Below are 13,657 nucleotides of genomic sequence, written 5' to 3' on the forward strand. Positions count from 1 at the left end.
GCGCCGACTCCGGATTAAGTTGCATCAACTATCTGCAGGCCTCTGGTCGGAATGGTAACACCAGCATATTGACACGAAGTCAGAGCGAGCCAGGTGGAGTGTTTGCATTTTACAGCGACATCGAGGCCAGTCGTTCACTTGGCGTCGGTGAGTCGGCCCTGCGCCGTTGGGTTGACCAGGTTCAGACAGAACGCCAAGGTGTCACCCCGCCAAGCAAAGCGCTGCCCCCGGAACAGCAAAAAATTCAGGCCCTTGAGGCCCGGATCGCCCGCCTTGAACGGGAAAATCGATATTAAAAAAGCTACCGCGCTCTTGATGTCAGAAGATCACGAGCTTTGATTGAACGCCGAACGCCTGATGTTGAACGGCTTCGATTGCGCAGCCGGGTGAGCGAGTTTTTTCACAAAGTCGCTGCGCTGCCGGCAGCCGTAGCATTCTCTCGTAGATGCGTGACAATGGTAAGCAATACAGTCGATTCAAAGTGCGCAACTTAATGCGTGAGCTTGATCTCGTCAGAAAACAGCCAGGTTCTCATGCCTGTAAACGAGCGACGGTTGAACAGTTGGATATCCCGAACTCTTGAATCGGGAGTTGAATGTCTCGGCCCCAATCAGGTGTGGTGCGGCGACATCAATTCAACGGTGGACTGGCGCCAGCTCGAGCAGAAGCGCTTTCCGAGTCGTTCCGGCTGACGGTTGATCTAGCCAGCTACCCGAACGGTCAGATTGGGCGCTCGTGGGATATAGAGGGCATGCCTCTCAAATACCCTTATCAGCAAAGTAGGTTCTGCGTAATGTTCCGTCGCAGCGAGCTATAACCGCCTGATCCATCGGGATTTTTTTCTTACATATGTTTGGGTAACCAGGCGGTATCGCCGCTGTCGTAATTTCGGTGTTGACTCACGAAAAAAATTTGGTTAGAAATATTTTGTCGACACAAGGATTTCAGCGCTGCCGCAATTCGAAGCACGTGATGCATGTGTTGAGAAGACTTAGCTTAGTCATAATTAAAAAGCATAAGGAAATGCCATGATTAGCTCTCTCTTGCGTCGCCCCCCTACACATCGCTTAATTACAGGTACACCTGTAGGTAAGTGTTTTCCGCGCTTGCCCCACTAAGCTCTCCGCAAAAATACACTTAGCAACCAGCTTTTAGCCTGGATGCCGAGATATATTCCTGCCCGCTCGTATACACTATCAAGGAAGAAAGTTTATGAACGTTGTGTTGATTGGCTACGGAACCATTGCGTCTGCGCTTATGCCGAACTTGCTCAGCGAGTTCGAGGGAGAGATTAAATGCCTTAAGGTAATAGATCCATATGGGGTCAAGAAGCTCAGCGCAGATTTCGATTGTCCTGTGGTGTGGGTGACGACGAGTGTCACTAAGGAAAACCTTGACTATTTGCTGAGCGAACTCGATTCCGACTCTTTTTTAATAAACTTGTCTGTTGATGTCTCAAGTGTCGATCTGGTTTCATTTTGCCAGAAGAAAGGGGCAAGATATATTGATACATGCATTGAGCCATGGGCCGGCTATTATGTAAATGCAGATGCAGAGCCTGCAGATCGCACCAACTACGCCCTCAGGGAAGCGATGCTGGCATTGAAGGCTGAATGCCAAAATGGCCCTACCGCTATCGTAGCGCACGGCGCGAATCCGGGTCTGGTGTCCCATTTCGCAAAGCAGGCTCTTCTGAACATTCGTGATGATATTTACGGGATAAGCCAGCCTATCCCGCAAACTCGCCAGCAGTGGGCGAAGCTGTCTGCAGATCTGGGTGTGAAAACAATTCATATTGCGGAGCATGATACCCAGGTTGCAAAACTGCCTAAGCGGCCTGGCGAGTTTGTTAATACTTGGTCGATTGATGGATTTATTGGCGAAGGTTGCCAGCCTGCTGAGTTAGGCTGGGGGACTCATGAACTTCGTTTGCCGCCAGAGGGGCAGCGGCATACGACAGGCCGCAATAGCGCGATCTACTTGAATCGTCCGGGAGCCTCGGTCAGATTGAAAACGTGGACTCCTGCTTTTGGCCCTTGCTTAGGTTTTTTGATCACACACAATGAAGCAGTTTCTCTTTCGGACTATCTAACCTGCTTTGAAGGTGAACAGGTCACTTATCGGCCTACGGTCAACTACGCTTACCATCCTTGCAGTGACGCTATACTTTCCATCCACGAACTAAGTGGCTGTTCATGGCATTCACAGCCACAAAAGAGAATTTTGCAGGGACGAGATATCACCTCGGGAGGGGATTATCTTGGCGTGCTTCTGATGGGGCATGAGAAAAATGCATATTGGTTCGGTTCTTATCTAGAGAACTCGGCTGCTCAAAAGCTCAACCCTGAAAGTTCCGCTACTTCCTTGCAAGTCGTGGCCGGCGTGATTTCAGGTATGAAATGGGCAATTGCTAATCCTTGTTGCGGGATCGTTGAGGCCGAAGAAATGGATTTTAGGTTCGTTCTCGACAATGCAAGGCCCTACCTAGGTGAAATGCTGGGGGAGTACACCGATTGGAGTCCAGTAGAAGAAGATAAAGGTCTATTTTCCATCGCCTCATCAGATAAGTGGCAGTTTGAGAATTTCATGGAATAATTGCAGGGAGCGCAATCGTGAGCTATTTGAAATCGTCTATCGGTTTAAAAAGTTATGACTGGTCTTCAGTTGATTTACTCAAAAATTTGCCCCCTGAAAGCATCACCGGCTCCAGGGAGGTCATTAAATCACGACAAGAACACTTCTGGCATGACATGAGTTCTGAGTTCGACTCTAAGCACTTCTTAATATACCTTATGAATCGAAGTGATTTGGACTTAAGCGATGAGCTTTTGGAGTTCGTATGTCTCTGGCATCTGGATGAACAGAATCACTACAGAGGCCTTCGAAAGATTAATAGTGTTTTGTATGGATTCAGAGAAGAAGATATCGATAAAGAGATTAAGTCCAGGCAGCCAGAGTTTGAATTGATTTCATCGTTCATGGTTGATGAGTTCACCATATTGGTATCCATTGCATTTGATGAGGTTACCAGCACTCGGGCGTATAAACAGGACTTTAAACTTTTTGATAGTCTTGGGCCTGATTGTCTGTCCGTATGGATTCGTAATGCTGCTAAAGATGAAGCGGCGCACTACGGAAATGCAATGAAACTTTTGAAGAAAAACCACTCATCCCGATTTGAAGAGCTTCCAGAACTTCTTGACAAAATAGTCAGCTTCGAAACTTCTGATGGCTTCGGGTATAACAATACGTTTATTTTTGATCACGATACTGATGATTTCTCGAATGAGCTATTGATCGATAGCAAAAACACGATTCTTGAGGTTCTCGGGAGAGAGCAATGACCTGGTTATATTTTGCCCTTTTGGCGCCGCTATTTTGGAGCCTTTCAAATATTGTTGATAAGTTCGCCATCAATAATATTACCTCCAATTGCATTTCGTTCATTTTCTTGCTGAGCATCGGTAATATTTTTTTTGCGGCGGCCATTTATGCCTATTTTCAGCCTGCTGATCTAGACTTATATATGGTTGCAATAAATATCTGCTCTGGCCTCGCAATATTTTTGCAATACTTTGCTTACAGCTACTCCTTGGAGGATATGGATGTATCGGTTGTGATTCCGATCCACCAATCTGAACCAATATTTGTATTGGCAGCATCAGTGTTGATTTTTCATGCTATCCCGACATCTTGGCAAGTGACAGGCTTTGCTTTGATAGTCGTTGGCATTCTAATACTCTGCATGTCTAGGCGAACGATTAGAGGGCTGGGCCATCCCAGACACGTAGTGGTCTTGTTGATTTCTGCTTTTTTTGGGGCCGTTTCAACCGTGATTTCAGACGAGATATTGCAAGTCAAAAGCTTGGACTCGGTACTGATTTTTAACTTTGCCGGCTATGCCCTTGGTGGGATGTTTCTTTTATTGGTACCGACGTGGAGAAAGCTCATTATTGATGATCTGAAAGTCTTGAATTATAAGCAATTTGGCATTTTTGGGGTGACGAACATCTTTGATGTTGGAGGTTATGTGTTTTTCATGGCCGCTCTGGCTGCGGGAGGAGGTGCAGCCTTGGTTTCGGTAGTCGTCAGTATCCACCCGCTATTCGTTTTGGCTTTTGGGTTCCTGGCAACGAAGCTGTTTCCAAAATTTATCGCCGAGGATATTGCACCGGGAGGCGTAGTGAGAAAATTTTTCTCGATCATCGTGATCGTGGTCGGAGTAGCAGTGATATCACTCCAGGACATGTAAGGCCGCCCCCCCAAAAGCATCACTTGTCAAACAAACCATTGGCCCAGCGAACCTGTTGGGCCAATGGCTTTTTAGCTATATGGTTAGTGTCCCCCCGCTGCCACTTACCCCTGTCTGTCCGACGCTTACGCGGGCATGCAGGCGAGATACCGGTTCCGCTGTGGGGTTAGCCACGGCGACTGGTGTGTATATCCACAAGGGTTCCTGGTGCCCGCACAGTGCGGTTGCTGCTAGAGTTATCGTTTGGCGGATGGGCTGGAGTGTAAGCAGTCGGGCATCCCGTCTTGCTTAATGATCAGCGTTTGTCTGGAAGCAAGAAGTCTACCTCGTAGATACCCCGCGCCGCACGGATGAATAGGCGGACATCATCGCCCTTAAAAAGCCCTGAGCAGCTCAGGGCTTTTTTATATTTGAATAAAGTATGCTTTAAATCCCTGTCGACGGTTCGTCCGGTGATACCCAGACGAACCGTTCAAAACCACCCTCTCAACTCCTTTTCCACAGGAAAAGCACGTGCATGGATAAATGCAGAAAATGGCGATATCGCTGATAAAAGGATAATCCGCTATCAAATCCGGTCTGAACCCCAGTATCGGAAATTCGCGCAGTTTAACGATCCGCCCGCATCAGCAGCCTTTGTACCCGGCCCCATTCGTGTGTAACTGCGAACGTAATCAGTCGTCCGAACTGTCTGCGTTCACTCAAGAATTGGCTCGCTGGAGTCTCAGAAATCCCAATCCAGGCTCTGGAGTAGTAAACTCCTACGGCCATGAAAGGGTGAAATTCCCTCACGCAGAAATACAGAGCGCAGGCCCTGACCCGCCGTGATCGGACAGAACCATTAACCTGAACCCGACAGGCAGGCGCCAGTCAGAACGCTATGAACCCGCTCCACCTGATCAAGGACCACCCGTGACCCCAGACATGCTCGAAGCCGGCCCCGTGGATGCCAAAGTACTTTCCGTCTTTGATTTCGACGGCACCCTGACCCATCACGACAGTTTCGTGCCGTTCCTCAAGTTTGCCTTTGGCCCCGGCGAGTTCTATGGCCGGATGGTCAAGCTGGCACTGCCAGGGCTGCGGTTTCTGGTGCGGCAGATCAGCCGCGACGAGTTGAAGGCGCAGTTGATCCGCACCTTTATGACCGGGGTGGAGAAGGCGTGGGTGCAGCAAAAGGCCGAGGAGTACTGCCAGCGCAATTGGGCGCGGTTGATGCGGCCGGCGGGGGTGCTTTCGGTGGAGCAGGAGCTGGGCTCGGGGGCGGTGGTGACCTTGTGTTCGGCGTCGCCGGCGTTGGTGTTGCAGCCGTTTGCCGATCGGCTTGGGATCAAGTTGATCGGGACCGAGCTTGAGGTGCTCGACGGGGTATTGACCGGCAGGCTCACCGGGAATAACTGCCGGTGCGAGAACAAGGTGCTGCGGCTTGAAGCGGTGTATGGCGACCTGGGGGAGTATCGGCTCAGGGCCTGGGGCGATACGCGCGGGGATCGGGAGTTGCTGGCGGCGGCGCAGGACGCGCATTTTCGGCATTTTCATGGGAAGAAGCAGCAGGCCAGGTTGCAGCGCTGATGCGGGCGCCGGGTTGCGGTTTCCTAGCGATATCTGCGTAATATCCGGCTATCAATAGCCAAACCTCTCACGGACCCGAGCCCATGAAATTCGACACGGCCTACAGCCTGAGTCTCGACGACAAGCTGTCGATCTACGACGTGCGAGAGTTGAATTTCGACGAAACCGACGCCTACGACTCCGACACGGACCGTTTCCTCTGCCCCAACGATGAATGCCGCGCGGCCTTCGAAGCAGGCAATGTGCTGAGCACTTTCAACGCGAAAAATGTCAATTACCGGCGCACCCCGCATTTCAAAAACACCCCAGGCACCCGGCATATCGAGGGTTGCCGTTACGCCAGCAGCCACAAACCGGCTACGGACGACGGTGAGGACGAGCGCGAGGAACACTTCCCATCGGAATTTGTCCTGAGCCGGCGCACCTACCCGCGCAAACCCCCGCTGGCGGGCACTGAAGGGCAAGCGCCACAAGACCCGGCGAATTCCCCTTCAACCCGCACCAGCGTGTCTGTCGGTTCCAACGACACTACCCCGGATAAAACCAGCGTGTTCGCCCACCCGGTGGAATGCTATGTGTCGAACCTCGACGACAAGGACAAGCTCAAGGCGATGCCCTTGAAGATCGGCGAGCATACCGCGACGTACTGGACGTTTTTCAAGAAGATCGAGTACCTGCAGGACAATCAGGGCCTGATCTACTGGGGCCGGATCAAAGCGATCAAGGACTACACCAGCAGCTTTCGCATCGACTTCGAAAAGAAGGTATGGCTCGACAAGAAGCCCTACTCGGTCAACGTCTACCTGAGCAAAAAACTCATCGAGAGTTACCGCAAGCGCACAGCGTTCCTCGAGCAGATCAAAGCTGCAGCCAGCAGCGAACGGCCGTTATATTGCTTCTTTTACGGGGTGACGCCGCAGTTGAAGCAAGTACCGAGCAAGAAAAACCCCGAGCAGACGTTCGGGGTGTTCAGTGCGGATATCGAGAATCTGGATCATTTGATTATTCGCGAAGTGCCGGCGGCGCAGGCGAGTTAGCCGAGACCGTACTCGACCTCGAACACGAATACCATCGTGCAAGCCTCAAAATAGAACGGTGTCGGCGCTGGAGAAAATTCCAGTTGATGAGCGGTCAAAACAACTGTACAAAAACACAGTATAGTTTGCCCTCCCCGTCGAACCCTGGAGACACCCCATGTCCTCTCTGGCAATGAGCTCTTTCGTAGAACAGCAGATCGTCCTGCATCAATTCACCGCCAAGCACAGCGTGCAGGCCCGCGTCATGCTCGGCTGGAGCCGCGAAGAGTTGTCGCGCCAGGCCGGGGTGACGGTGGATGCGATTCAACGGTTTGAAACCCAGGGCGCCGTGGAAGACGACGTGCGCCTGACCCTGGCGTTCCGCCTGGAGGCCGAAGGGTTGGTGTTTTTCCCAGGGTTTGCGCCTGGCTGGGGGATGCGTGCGCGCAAGTTGAATGCCCCCTGCGCGGAACCTGCTGCACAAAACATCCTGTCTCGATTGATGGGTTCAACAGCGGCGTCAGTTGATTCACCCACCCCGCAGGCGCAGTAACGCGATGGCACTGAGTGTGAACCCCGGCGTTGGCTACGCCAGGGTGTGAACATTGCCTGACGGCTTAAAGGCTGGGCTTGGCGACCTTCTTTGCTGCCTGCTCATAGCCATGGCCCACTGCAAGCAGTGTGGGTTCAGACCCACGGGCGCCGAAGAAGTATGCACTGGTCGGCACACCGTCCTCATGCTTCCCGGACGGCACGCTGATCCCTGGGTAGCCGGCCACCGCAACCGCAAAGTAGCTGTTCGTATCAAAGTCCGACACCATGGCGTCGAGGTTTTCCCGCTCGATCAGTTCATCCACCGTGCCACGGAAATCCTCGATCATTGCGTCCCATAGCGGCTGGCGCTCGTCGGCGGTGAGGGTGGACGCGTCGATCTCCTTGAGTGTCGGTTGGTGATCGGTGTCGGTGCCATCGCGTTTTTCGTTGAACGCGATCAACTCGGACACCGACTTGACCGGCAGGCCCTCGCGCTTGGCCAGGTAGTCGTTCAACTCGTCCTTCACGTCGGCGTACAAGAGTTCGCCATAGCGTGAAGCGTCGGCCAAGCGCATATCGACCGGCACCAGCACCGCGCCTTGCGTGCGAAGCACTTCAAGGGTTTGGCGAAATTGCGGGCTGTTGTCCACCGGCAGGCTTTCGCCATTCGCGGAAAAAGTCACGGGATAACCGATACGCTTGTCCTGCAGGGCTCCGGGCTTGAGCAACGCGGTGTAATCAATCCCGTGGGGGGCGTCCACACTCGCGGGATCAAGAGGGTCGCGGCCCGACATCGCGTTAAGCATCAACGCAGCATCGAACACCGAGCGCGTCATCGGACCTGGCGTGTCCTGTCGATGGCTGGCTGGAATGATGCCGCTGCGGCTCAGCAAACCCACGCCAGGCTTGAAACCAACCACCCCGTTGAACGCCGCCGGCACGATGATCGAGCCATTGGTCTCGGTGCCCACCGCCAAGGGCGCGAAGCCTGCGGCGACCGCGGCGGCCGACCCAGAACTTGAACCGCCCACCTCTGCGCCCGCTTGATGCGGGTTACGCGTCTGCCCGCCCCGCGCACTCGAACCATCGGGACCACCGCGAAAGCCCGCCAGTTCAGTCAAGTTGGTTTTACCCAGGATCACGGCACCCTGCTCGCGCAGACGCTCGACGATGAAGGCATCCTTGGGCGCCGCACTGCCCACCAAGCCAAAGGCGCCGGCACTGGTTTGCTGGGTATCCCCCGTCTCGATAGTGTCCTTGAGTAACACCGGAATGCCATGCAGCGGGCCACGCACCTTGCCATTGGCGCGCTCCAGATCGAGCTCGCGGGCAATCTGCAAGGCCTCGGGGTTCAGTTCAATGATCGAGCTTAATTGCGGGTCCAGCTTACGAATGCGCTCTTGCAGGTAACTGACCAGATCGACCGAAGTGAATCCACCCGGCCGGGCCATTTGCTCGCCGAGTTCGCGAACACTGGCGTATTCCGTTCCCGGGGGAACCGGCGCTGAAGCCCCCGGTGAAGGCTGCACAGGCAGCAACCGCTGCACCTGGTTGACAAACACCCCCACGCCATAACCAATACCCAACATGAAGCACCTCCCGGAGGGGTAAGAAATGATGAAGGACCAACCTTGATCCGTACACCAGTCTAAAAACCCCGCTCCACCGAAGCTGCGCGACGCAGGTCTTTCAACCTGTGGGATTGTTCAACGCCGTTGGTAGCTTTGCCTACCCCATAGCCAGGCCACGGGCGTTGCGATAGCCCTGCACCAGCACCCTCAGCGAGTCTTTCGACCACTGCGCGCCATAAAACCACAGCGTCGCCCCGTCCCCCAGCGGCTCCCCCAGGCTCGGGTAGCCGCTCCAGCACGCGGCATGGAACGCGGCGCTATGGCTCTCGGACACCAGCGCATCCAGCCGATATTCGCTCACACGCTCATCGATTTCATTGCGCGAATGCAGGGTGAAGCACAGGGTGTCATCAGCTCGCTCCGCCGGCACCGCCACCAGTTGGGCACCGGCCTGACGCAGGAAGCCCAACGCTTCCAGGAAGGATGCGCTGTGTTCAATCGGCTCCTGATCATTGCCCCGCACAAGGCGGTCGGCGAACCCCACGCGAGTGCCCGCCAACGTGTAGGGGACGGCGCAATTGCTGGAGTGTTGCACCAAGGCAGCTTCCACCTTGCCCGATTCAGTGGGCTCGACACCACTCAAGGCGATCAATGACAGCGCGGGGTCGCGCACAGGTTTCAGAGGCAGGGCCGGCACGTTATAGCCAGGGATTACAACGCCAGCACCAAGATGTGCATCGGGGACGTAGCCGATACCCAGTGCCGTCGTGGTCCCCGTTTCGATGTGAGCGTTGGAGGGCGCCTGCGCCAAACAAACCGGTTCCGCAGAGGGGGGTAAAAACGCTTCCCGCCGACAAGACATAGGCGATAGCAAAGACTTCCCACATTTATTGTCCATCAGAGCCGACTCCCGGAAATTGACGTTCCCAAGATCATCGCACTCTCATCTGGCGTTTGTCGTAGGCCTGCAACACCTTGAAAATTCCTTTTTTCCGATCTCCCCGAGCGTCAGTTCACAAGCGCGTCTTCGCCGCCCAGAACCTCCACCTCCAACCACCACGCGAAGCCTCGCGTGGGCTGGCTCAAACTGAACGCCTGCCCCATGGCCGGCGTGGCAATCGACACGTTGCGCTCCCACGCCAACGCCATGATGCGGTCGAACGGCTCGTGCCAGGCGTGGAAGGCCAGGTCGAAGGTGCCATTGTGAATCGGCAACAGCCAGCGGCCCTTGAGGTCGATGTGCGCCTGTAAGGTTTGCTCCGGTTGCATGTGTACATGAGGCCAGTCGACGTTGTAAGCACCTGTTTCCATCAGGGTCAGATCAAACGGCCCGTACTGTTCGCCGATGCGTTTGAAACCGTCGAAATAGCCGGTGTCGCCGCTGAAAAACACGCGACGCGCGCCGTCGATCATCACCCAGGAACACCACAGCGTCTGGTTGCTGTCGAACAAGCCGCGCCCGGAAAAATGCTGCGCGGGAGTGGCGACAAAATGAATGCCATCGACTTCGCTGCCCTGCCACCAATCCAACTGCCGCACTTGGTTGGCGTCCACGCCCCACTTCACCAGGATGTCGCCCACGCCCAGCGGCGCGAGGAAGTAACGGGTCTTGTCGGCCAGTTGGATGACGGCCTTGCGGTCGAGGTGGTCGTAATGGTTGTGGGACAGAATCACCGCTTCCAACGGCGGCAAATCTTCGAGGCTGATCGGCGGTGCATGGAATCGCTTGGGGCCGGCCCAACTGAACGGCGAAGCGCGTTCGGCGAAGACCGGGTCGGTCAGCCAGAATTTACCGCGCATTTTCAGCAGCACGGTGGAATGCCCCAGGCGGAACACACTATGGTCGGGGGCGGCCGACAGCTGTTCGCGGGTCAGCGAATGTACCGGAATCTCCCCGACCGGCCGCGTGCTGCGCGGCTTGTGAAACAGCATCTTCCAGAAAATACGCAAGGTTTTGCCGAAGCCGGCACGCTGTACGGGAGCATGGTTACTGAAGGTGCCTTGCTTCTGTTCGGCAGGCTTGCGCACCACAGGCGAGGGATCGAGACGGGTTGAAATCGTGGCCATTACCAGGTAACTCCTACGGACCGCTCATGAAATTACACTACACAGTGTAGTTTCAAGATTGCAACAAAACCCGGAGCAAGTAAACTACCGAGTGTAATTTTCCTCTTAGAGTCGATCCCTGTCCATGTCTGTCCCTCAACGCCTCACCGACCGCAAGCGCGAAGCCATCCTGGCCGCCGCTATCGCCGAGTTTCGGGTCAACGGGTTCGAGGTCACCAGCATGGACAAGATCGCCGCCACCGCCGGCGTTTCCAAGCGCACGGTGTACAACCACTTCCCCAGCAAAGAAGAGTTGTTCGCCGAAATTCTCAACCAACTCTGGGCCAGCAGCGTCGCGCAACTCGACGTGAACTACGCCAGCGATCGCCCGCTGCGTGAACAACTGCGCGGCTTGCTGCAAGCCAAGATGAAGATGATGTCGGACGCTAACTTCCTCGACCTGGCCCGGGTCGCCATCGCCGCCACCATTCACTCGCCAGAACGCGCCCAGGACATGGTCAACCGCTTGAGCATGCGCGAAGAAGGTTTCACTCAATGGGTGCGCGCCGCCCAGGAAGACGGCCGGCTCACGTGTACCGACCCGGCCTTCGCCGCGCACCAGATTCAAAGCCTGCTCAAGGCGTTCGCCTTCTGGCCGCAGATCACCCTCGGCCAACCCACCCTCGACGCCGCCGACCAGGCCCGCGTGATCGAGTCGGCAATCGATATGTTCCTGGCCGGCTACGAAGCAGGCGCTCGCCGCTCGCAGTAAACAACCGTTGCATATGCGACATCCCTGGTCGTTTTTGGCCTATTTGCCCTCTGTTTTGCGCGAATGGCCTGGAAGGCCACTGATTATTCCTACGCAAATAACTGACAATATTCACAAGTATTATCCGATCAACGGTTCTCCCTGCACGCGCGCGCGGCCGAATCTGCGAAAAAAAGCTGACCCGGAAATCTATGGAAAACAGACGAGGCAAAGGGCTTTCATTTGCCAGGCGTATTTACAAGCCAAGGATCATCGGCCTGGGTATCGGCTGCATCAGTGTCTTCGGCGGCTTGTACCCGCTCGCGATGCCGGGCTGGGTGTGGGCGTTCCTGCTGTTCAATGGGCTCGCGTGGGCACATGTGGCGTACCAGCTGTCAATCCGCTCCCCCTTCCCCTACCAGGCCGAACAGCGCAACATTTTGTATGACTCGTTGTGCGGCGGTTTCTGGGCCGCCGCCGCTCAGTTCACGCCGCTGACGACCGTGACCATCCTTTCGATGATGACCATGAACAACTTCGCCGCTGGCGGCAGTCGCCTGTTCCTGCGCGGTTTGCTCGCGCAGGGCGCAGGGATCGGGGTGGCATGGGCGCTGTTCGGCATGCGCTTCAACCCCGACGTCAGCCCGCTCCAGGTCTACACCTGCCTGCCGATGTTGACGTTGTACCCCATGGCCATCGGCAGGGTCTGCTACGAGTTGGCGATCAAACTGTCGGAACATAAACGCGCCCTCAGCGCCCTGAGCCGCACCGACAGCCTCACCGGCCTGCTCAACCACGGTTCGTGGAAAGATCTGCTGCACCTCAAGTTCCACAAGTGCCAGCAGCAACAAAGCCACGCCACCATCGCGCTGATTGATATCGATCACTTCAAACAGATCAACGACACTCACGGCCATATCGTCGGCGACGCCGTGCTGCGGCAACTGAGCCTGGAGATACGGCGTAACCTGCGGAAAAACGATTTGGCCGGCCGTTACGGAGGCGACGAGTTCTGTGTGATTCTTCCGCAAATGCCCTTGGAAGAAGCCGCACGGGTCATGGAGCGCATACGCGAAACCTTCAGCAATTACCGTAACCCGCAAATCCCAGAGCTGCGCGTGAGCCTGAGCATTGGCCTGGCCGATTTCCAACTCATCTTCACCGATGCCGCCACCTGGCTGAATGCGGCGGATCGCGCGCTGTACGCGGCCAAAGACACCGGGCGTAACCGGGTCAATGCCAGCAACTACGCGATCGCCCATTCCGCCTGAAGTTTTCACACGACTCCTCGTAGGCAACCATGTCGTCCCCGGGTTATTCATGCGTAAGACAGATCGCCAAGGCTATAGTGGACACCTGTCTTAAACACTGATGACCCGAGTTTTCCATGACCCCAACACCCGACAAACCCAAAGCCGCCCCCGTCGATTATCTGCGCTTCCATCGACGCCACGCCCACCTGGCGCCGACCTTTGGCACCGACACCTTCGCCCTCAAGGCCGAGGCTTTCGCACGCTTCTTCGGCACACCGACTTTCCTCGGCGCACAAACCTTGATCGTGGCCGTGTGGATTGTGCTCAACGTCACCGGCATCACGCACTTCGACGTCTACCCGTTCATCCTGCTCAATCTGGCCTTCAGCCTGCAAGCGGCCTACGCGGCGCCGCTGATCCTGCTGGCCCAGACACGCCAGGCCGCTCGCGACAAAGCCCAGTCCGACGCCGACGCGCAGCACCGTGAAGCGCTGGCCGTCGCCAATGCCGAGCGCCAGGCCGAGACGCAGAACACCAGCAAACAGCTGTTGGAACTGCTGGAGCTGAACACCCGGCTGACAGAAATGACCAAGCAACTGACCGAGCGTATCGAGACCCTAACGTGTGAGATGCATGAGCAGTTTGTGCGAAAACCATAAGTCCCC

12 protein-coding genes and 1 pseudogene are annotated in these 13,657 nt (G+C 55.6%); 10 read left to right on the forward strand and 3 right to left on the reverse strand.

Features of this window, described 5'->3' with window-relative positions:
* Positions 1-110: 110 nt before the first annotated feature.
* From MOQ67_RS24740 to MOQ67_RS24770, 7 genes and pseudogenes are all read left to right on the forward strand, one after another.
* Positions 111-656: pseudogene (locus MOQ67_RS24740) on the forward strand (transposase); the annotation flags it as partial.
* Between the two features lie 556 nt (positions 657-1,212).
* A complete protein-coding gene (locus tag MOQ67_RS24745) occupies positions 1,213-2,595 on the forward strand; it encodes a saccharopine dehydrogenase C-terminal domain-containing protein (protein ID WP_448675650.1) in 1,383 nt (460 codons plus the stop codon).
* A 17-nt stretch (positions 2,596-2,612) separates the two neighbouring features.
* A complete protein-coding gene (locus MOQ67_RS24750) occupies positions 2,613-3,344 on the forward strand; it encodes a hypothetical protein (RefSeq protein ID WP_448675651.1) in 732 nt (243 codons plus the stop codon).
* The gene (locus MOQ67_RS24755; protein WP_253398290.1) at positions 3,341-4,252 is read left to right on the forward strand and encodes an EamA family transporter; all 912 of its coding nucleotides are present in this window, start codon (positions 3,341-3,343) and stop codon (positions 4,250-4,252) included. The genes MOQ67_RS24750 and MOQ67_RS24755 overlap by 4 nt, the downstream gene beginning before the upstream one ends.
* Before the next feature lie 924 nt (positions 4,253-5,176).
* On the forward strand, positions 5,177-5,821 hold the full coding sequence (locus MOQ67_RS24760) for an HAD-IB family hydrolase (protein WP_253400431.1): 645 nt from the start codon (positions 5,177-5,179) through the stop codon (positions 5,819-5,821).
* Positions 5,822-5,904: 83 nt separating this feature from the next.
* On the forward strand, positions 5,905-6,858 hold the full coding sequence (locus MOQ67_RS24765) for a hypothetical protein (protein ID WP_448675652.1): 954 nt from the start codon (positions 5,905-5,907) through the stop codon (positions 6,856-6,858).
* Between the two features lie 157 nt (positions 6,859-7,015).
* Positions 7,016-7,390, forward strand: coding sequence for a helix-turn-helix transcriptional regulator (locus tag MOQ67_RS24770; RefSeq protein ID WP_253398294.1), 375 nt, complete (start codon positions 7,016-7,018; stop codon positions 7,388-7,390).
* Positions 7,391-7,454: 64 nt separating this feature from the next.
* On the opposite strand, the gene MOQ67_RS24775 is transcribed toward MOQ67_RS24770, so the two are convergent.
* From MOQ67_RS24775 to MOQ67_RS24785, 3 genes are all read right to left on the reverse strand, one after another.
* Positions 7,455-8,960 carry an amidase family protein gene (locus MOQ67_RS24775; RefSeq protein WP_448675653.1) on the reverse strand — a complete coding sequence of 502 codons (1,506 nt, stop codon included), beginning with the start codon at positions 8,958-8,960 and terminating at the stop codon, positions 7,455-7,457.
* Positions 8,961-9,099: 139 nt separating this feature from the next.
* A complete protein-coding gene (locus MOQ67_RS24780; protein WP_448675654.1) occupies positions 9,100-9,753 on the reverse strand; it encodes a hypothetical protein in 654 nt (217 codons plus the stop codon).
* 197 nt (positions 9,754-9,950) lie between these two features.
* Complete coding sequence (locus MOQ67_RS24785) at positions 9,951-11,009, reverse strand: MBL fold metallo-hydrolase (RefSeq protein WP_448675655.1); 1,059 nt, start codon at positions 11,007-11,009, stop codon at positions 9,951-9,953.
* 124 nt (positions 11,010-11,133) lie between these two features.
* On the opposite strand from MOQ67_RS24785, the gene MOQ67_RS24790 reads away from it, so the two are divergent.
* From MOQ67_RS24790 to MOQ67_RS24800, 3 genes are all read left to right on the forward strand, one after another.
* A complete protein-coding gene (locus MOQ67_RS24790) occupies positions 11,134-11,760 on the forward strand; it encodes a TetR/AcrR family transcriptional regulator (RefSeq protein ID WP_253398303.1) in 627 nt (208 codons plus the stop codon).
* 191 nt (positions 11,761-11,951) lie between these two features.
* A complete protein-coding gene (locus MOQ67_RS24795) occupies positions 11,952-13,010 on the forward strand; it encodes a diguanylate cyclase (RefSeq protein ID WP_321861751.1) in 1,059 nt (352 codons plus the stop codon).
* A 116-nt stretch (positions 13,011-13,126) separates the two neighbouring features.
* Complete coding sequence (locus tag MOQ67_RS24800; protein ID WP_253398308.1) at positions 13,127-13,651, forward strand: DUF1003 domain-containing protein; 525 nt, start codon at positions 13,127-13,129, stop codon at positions 13,649-13,651.
* Positions 13,652-13,657: the final 6 nt, after the last annotated feature.

It is taken from the genome of Pseudomonas sp. LY-1 (assembly GCF_053502595.1).

What these genes read in the sequence shown, in the direction of transcription:
- MOQ67_RS24775 (WP_448675653.1), bottom strand. Translation starts at nt 8,960, where the DNA reads ATGTTGGGTATTGGTTATGGCGTGGGGGTGTTTGTCAACCAGGTGCAG.
- MOQ67_RS24755 (WP_253398290.1), top strand. Translation starts at nt 3,341, where the DNA reads ATGACCTGGTTATATTTTGCCCTTTTGGCGCCGCTATTTTGGAGCCTT.
- MOQ67_RS24770 (WP_253398294.1), top strand. Translation starts at nt 7,016, where the DNA reads ATGTCCTCTCTGGCAATGAGCTCTTTCGTAGAACAGCAGATCGTCCTG.
- MOQ67_RS24760 (WP_253400431.1), top strand. Translation starts at nt 5,177, where the DNA reads ATGCTCGAAGCCGGCCCCGTGGATGCCAAAGTACTTTCCGTCTTTGAT.
- MOQ67_RS24745 (WP_448675650.1), top strand. Translation starts at nt 1,213, where the DNA reads ATGAACGTTGTGTTGATTGGCTACGGAACCATTGCGTCTGCGCTTATG.
- MOQ67_RS24800 (WP_253398308.1), top strand. Translation starts at nt 13,127, where the DNA reads ATGACCCCAACACCCGACAAACCCAAAGCCGCCCCCGTCGATTATCTG.
- MOQ67_RS24790 (WP_253398303.1), top strand. Translation starts at nt 11,134, where the DNA reads ATGTCTGTCCCTCAACGCCTCACCGACCGCAAGCGCGAAGCCATCCTG.
- MOQ67_RS24785 (WP_448675655.1), bottom strand. Translation starts at nt 11,009, where the DNA reads ATGGCCACGATTTCAACCCGTCTCGATCCCTCGCCTGTGGTGCGCAAG.
- MOQ67_RS24765 (WP_448675652.1), top strand. Translation starts at nt 5,905, where the DNA reads ATGAAATTCGACACGGCCTACAGCCTGAGTCTCGACGACAAGCTGTCG.
- MOQ67_RS24795 (WP_321861751.1), top strand. Translation starts at nt 11,952, where the DNA reads ATGGAAAACAGACGAGGCAAAGGGCTTTCATTTGCCAGGCGTATTTAC.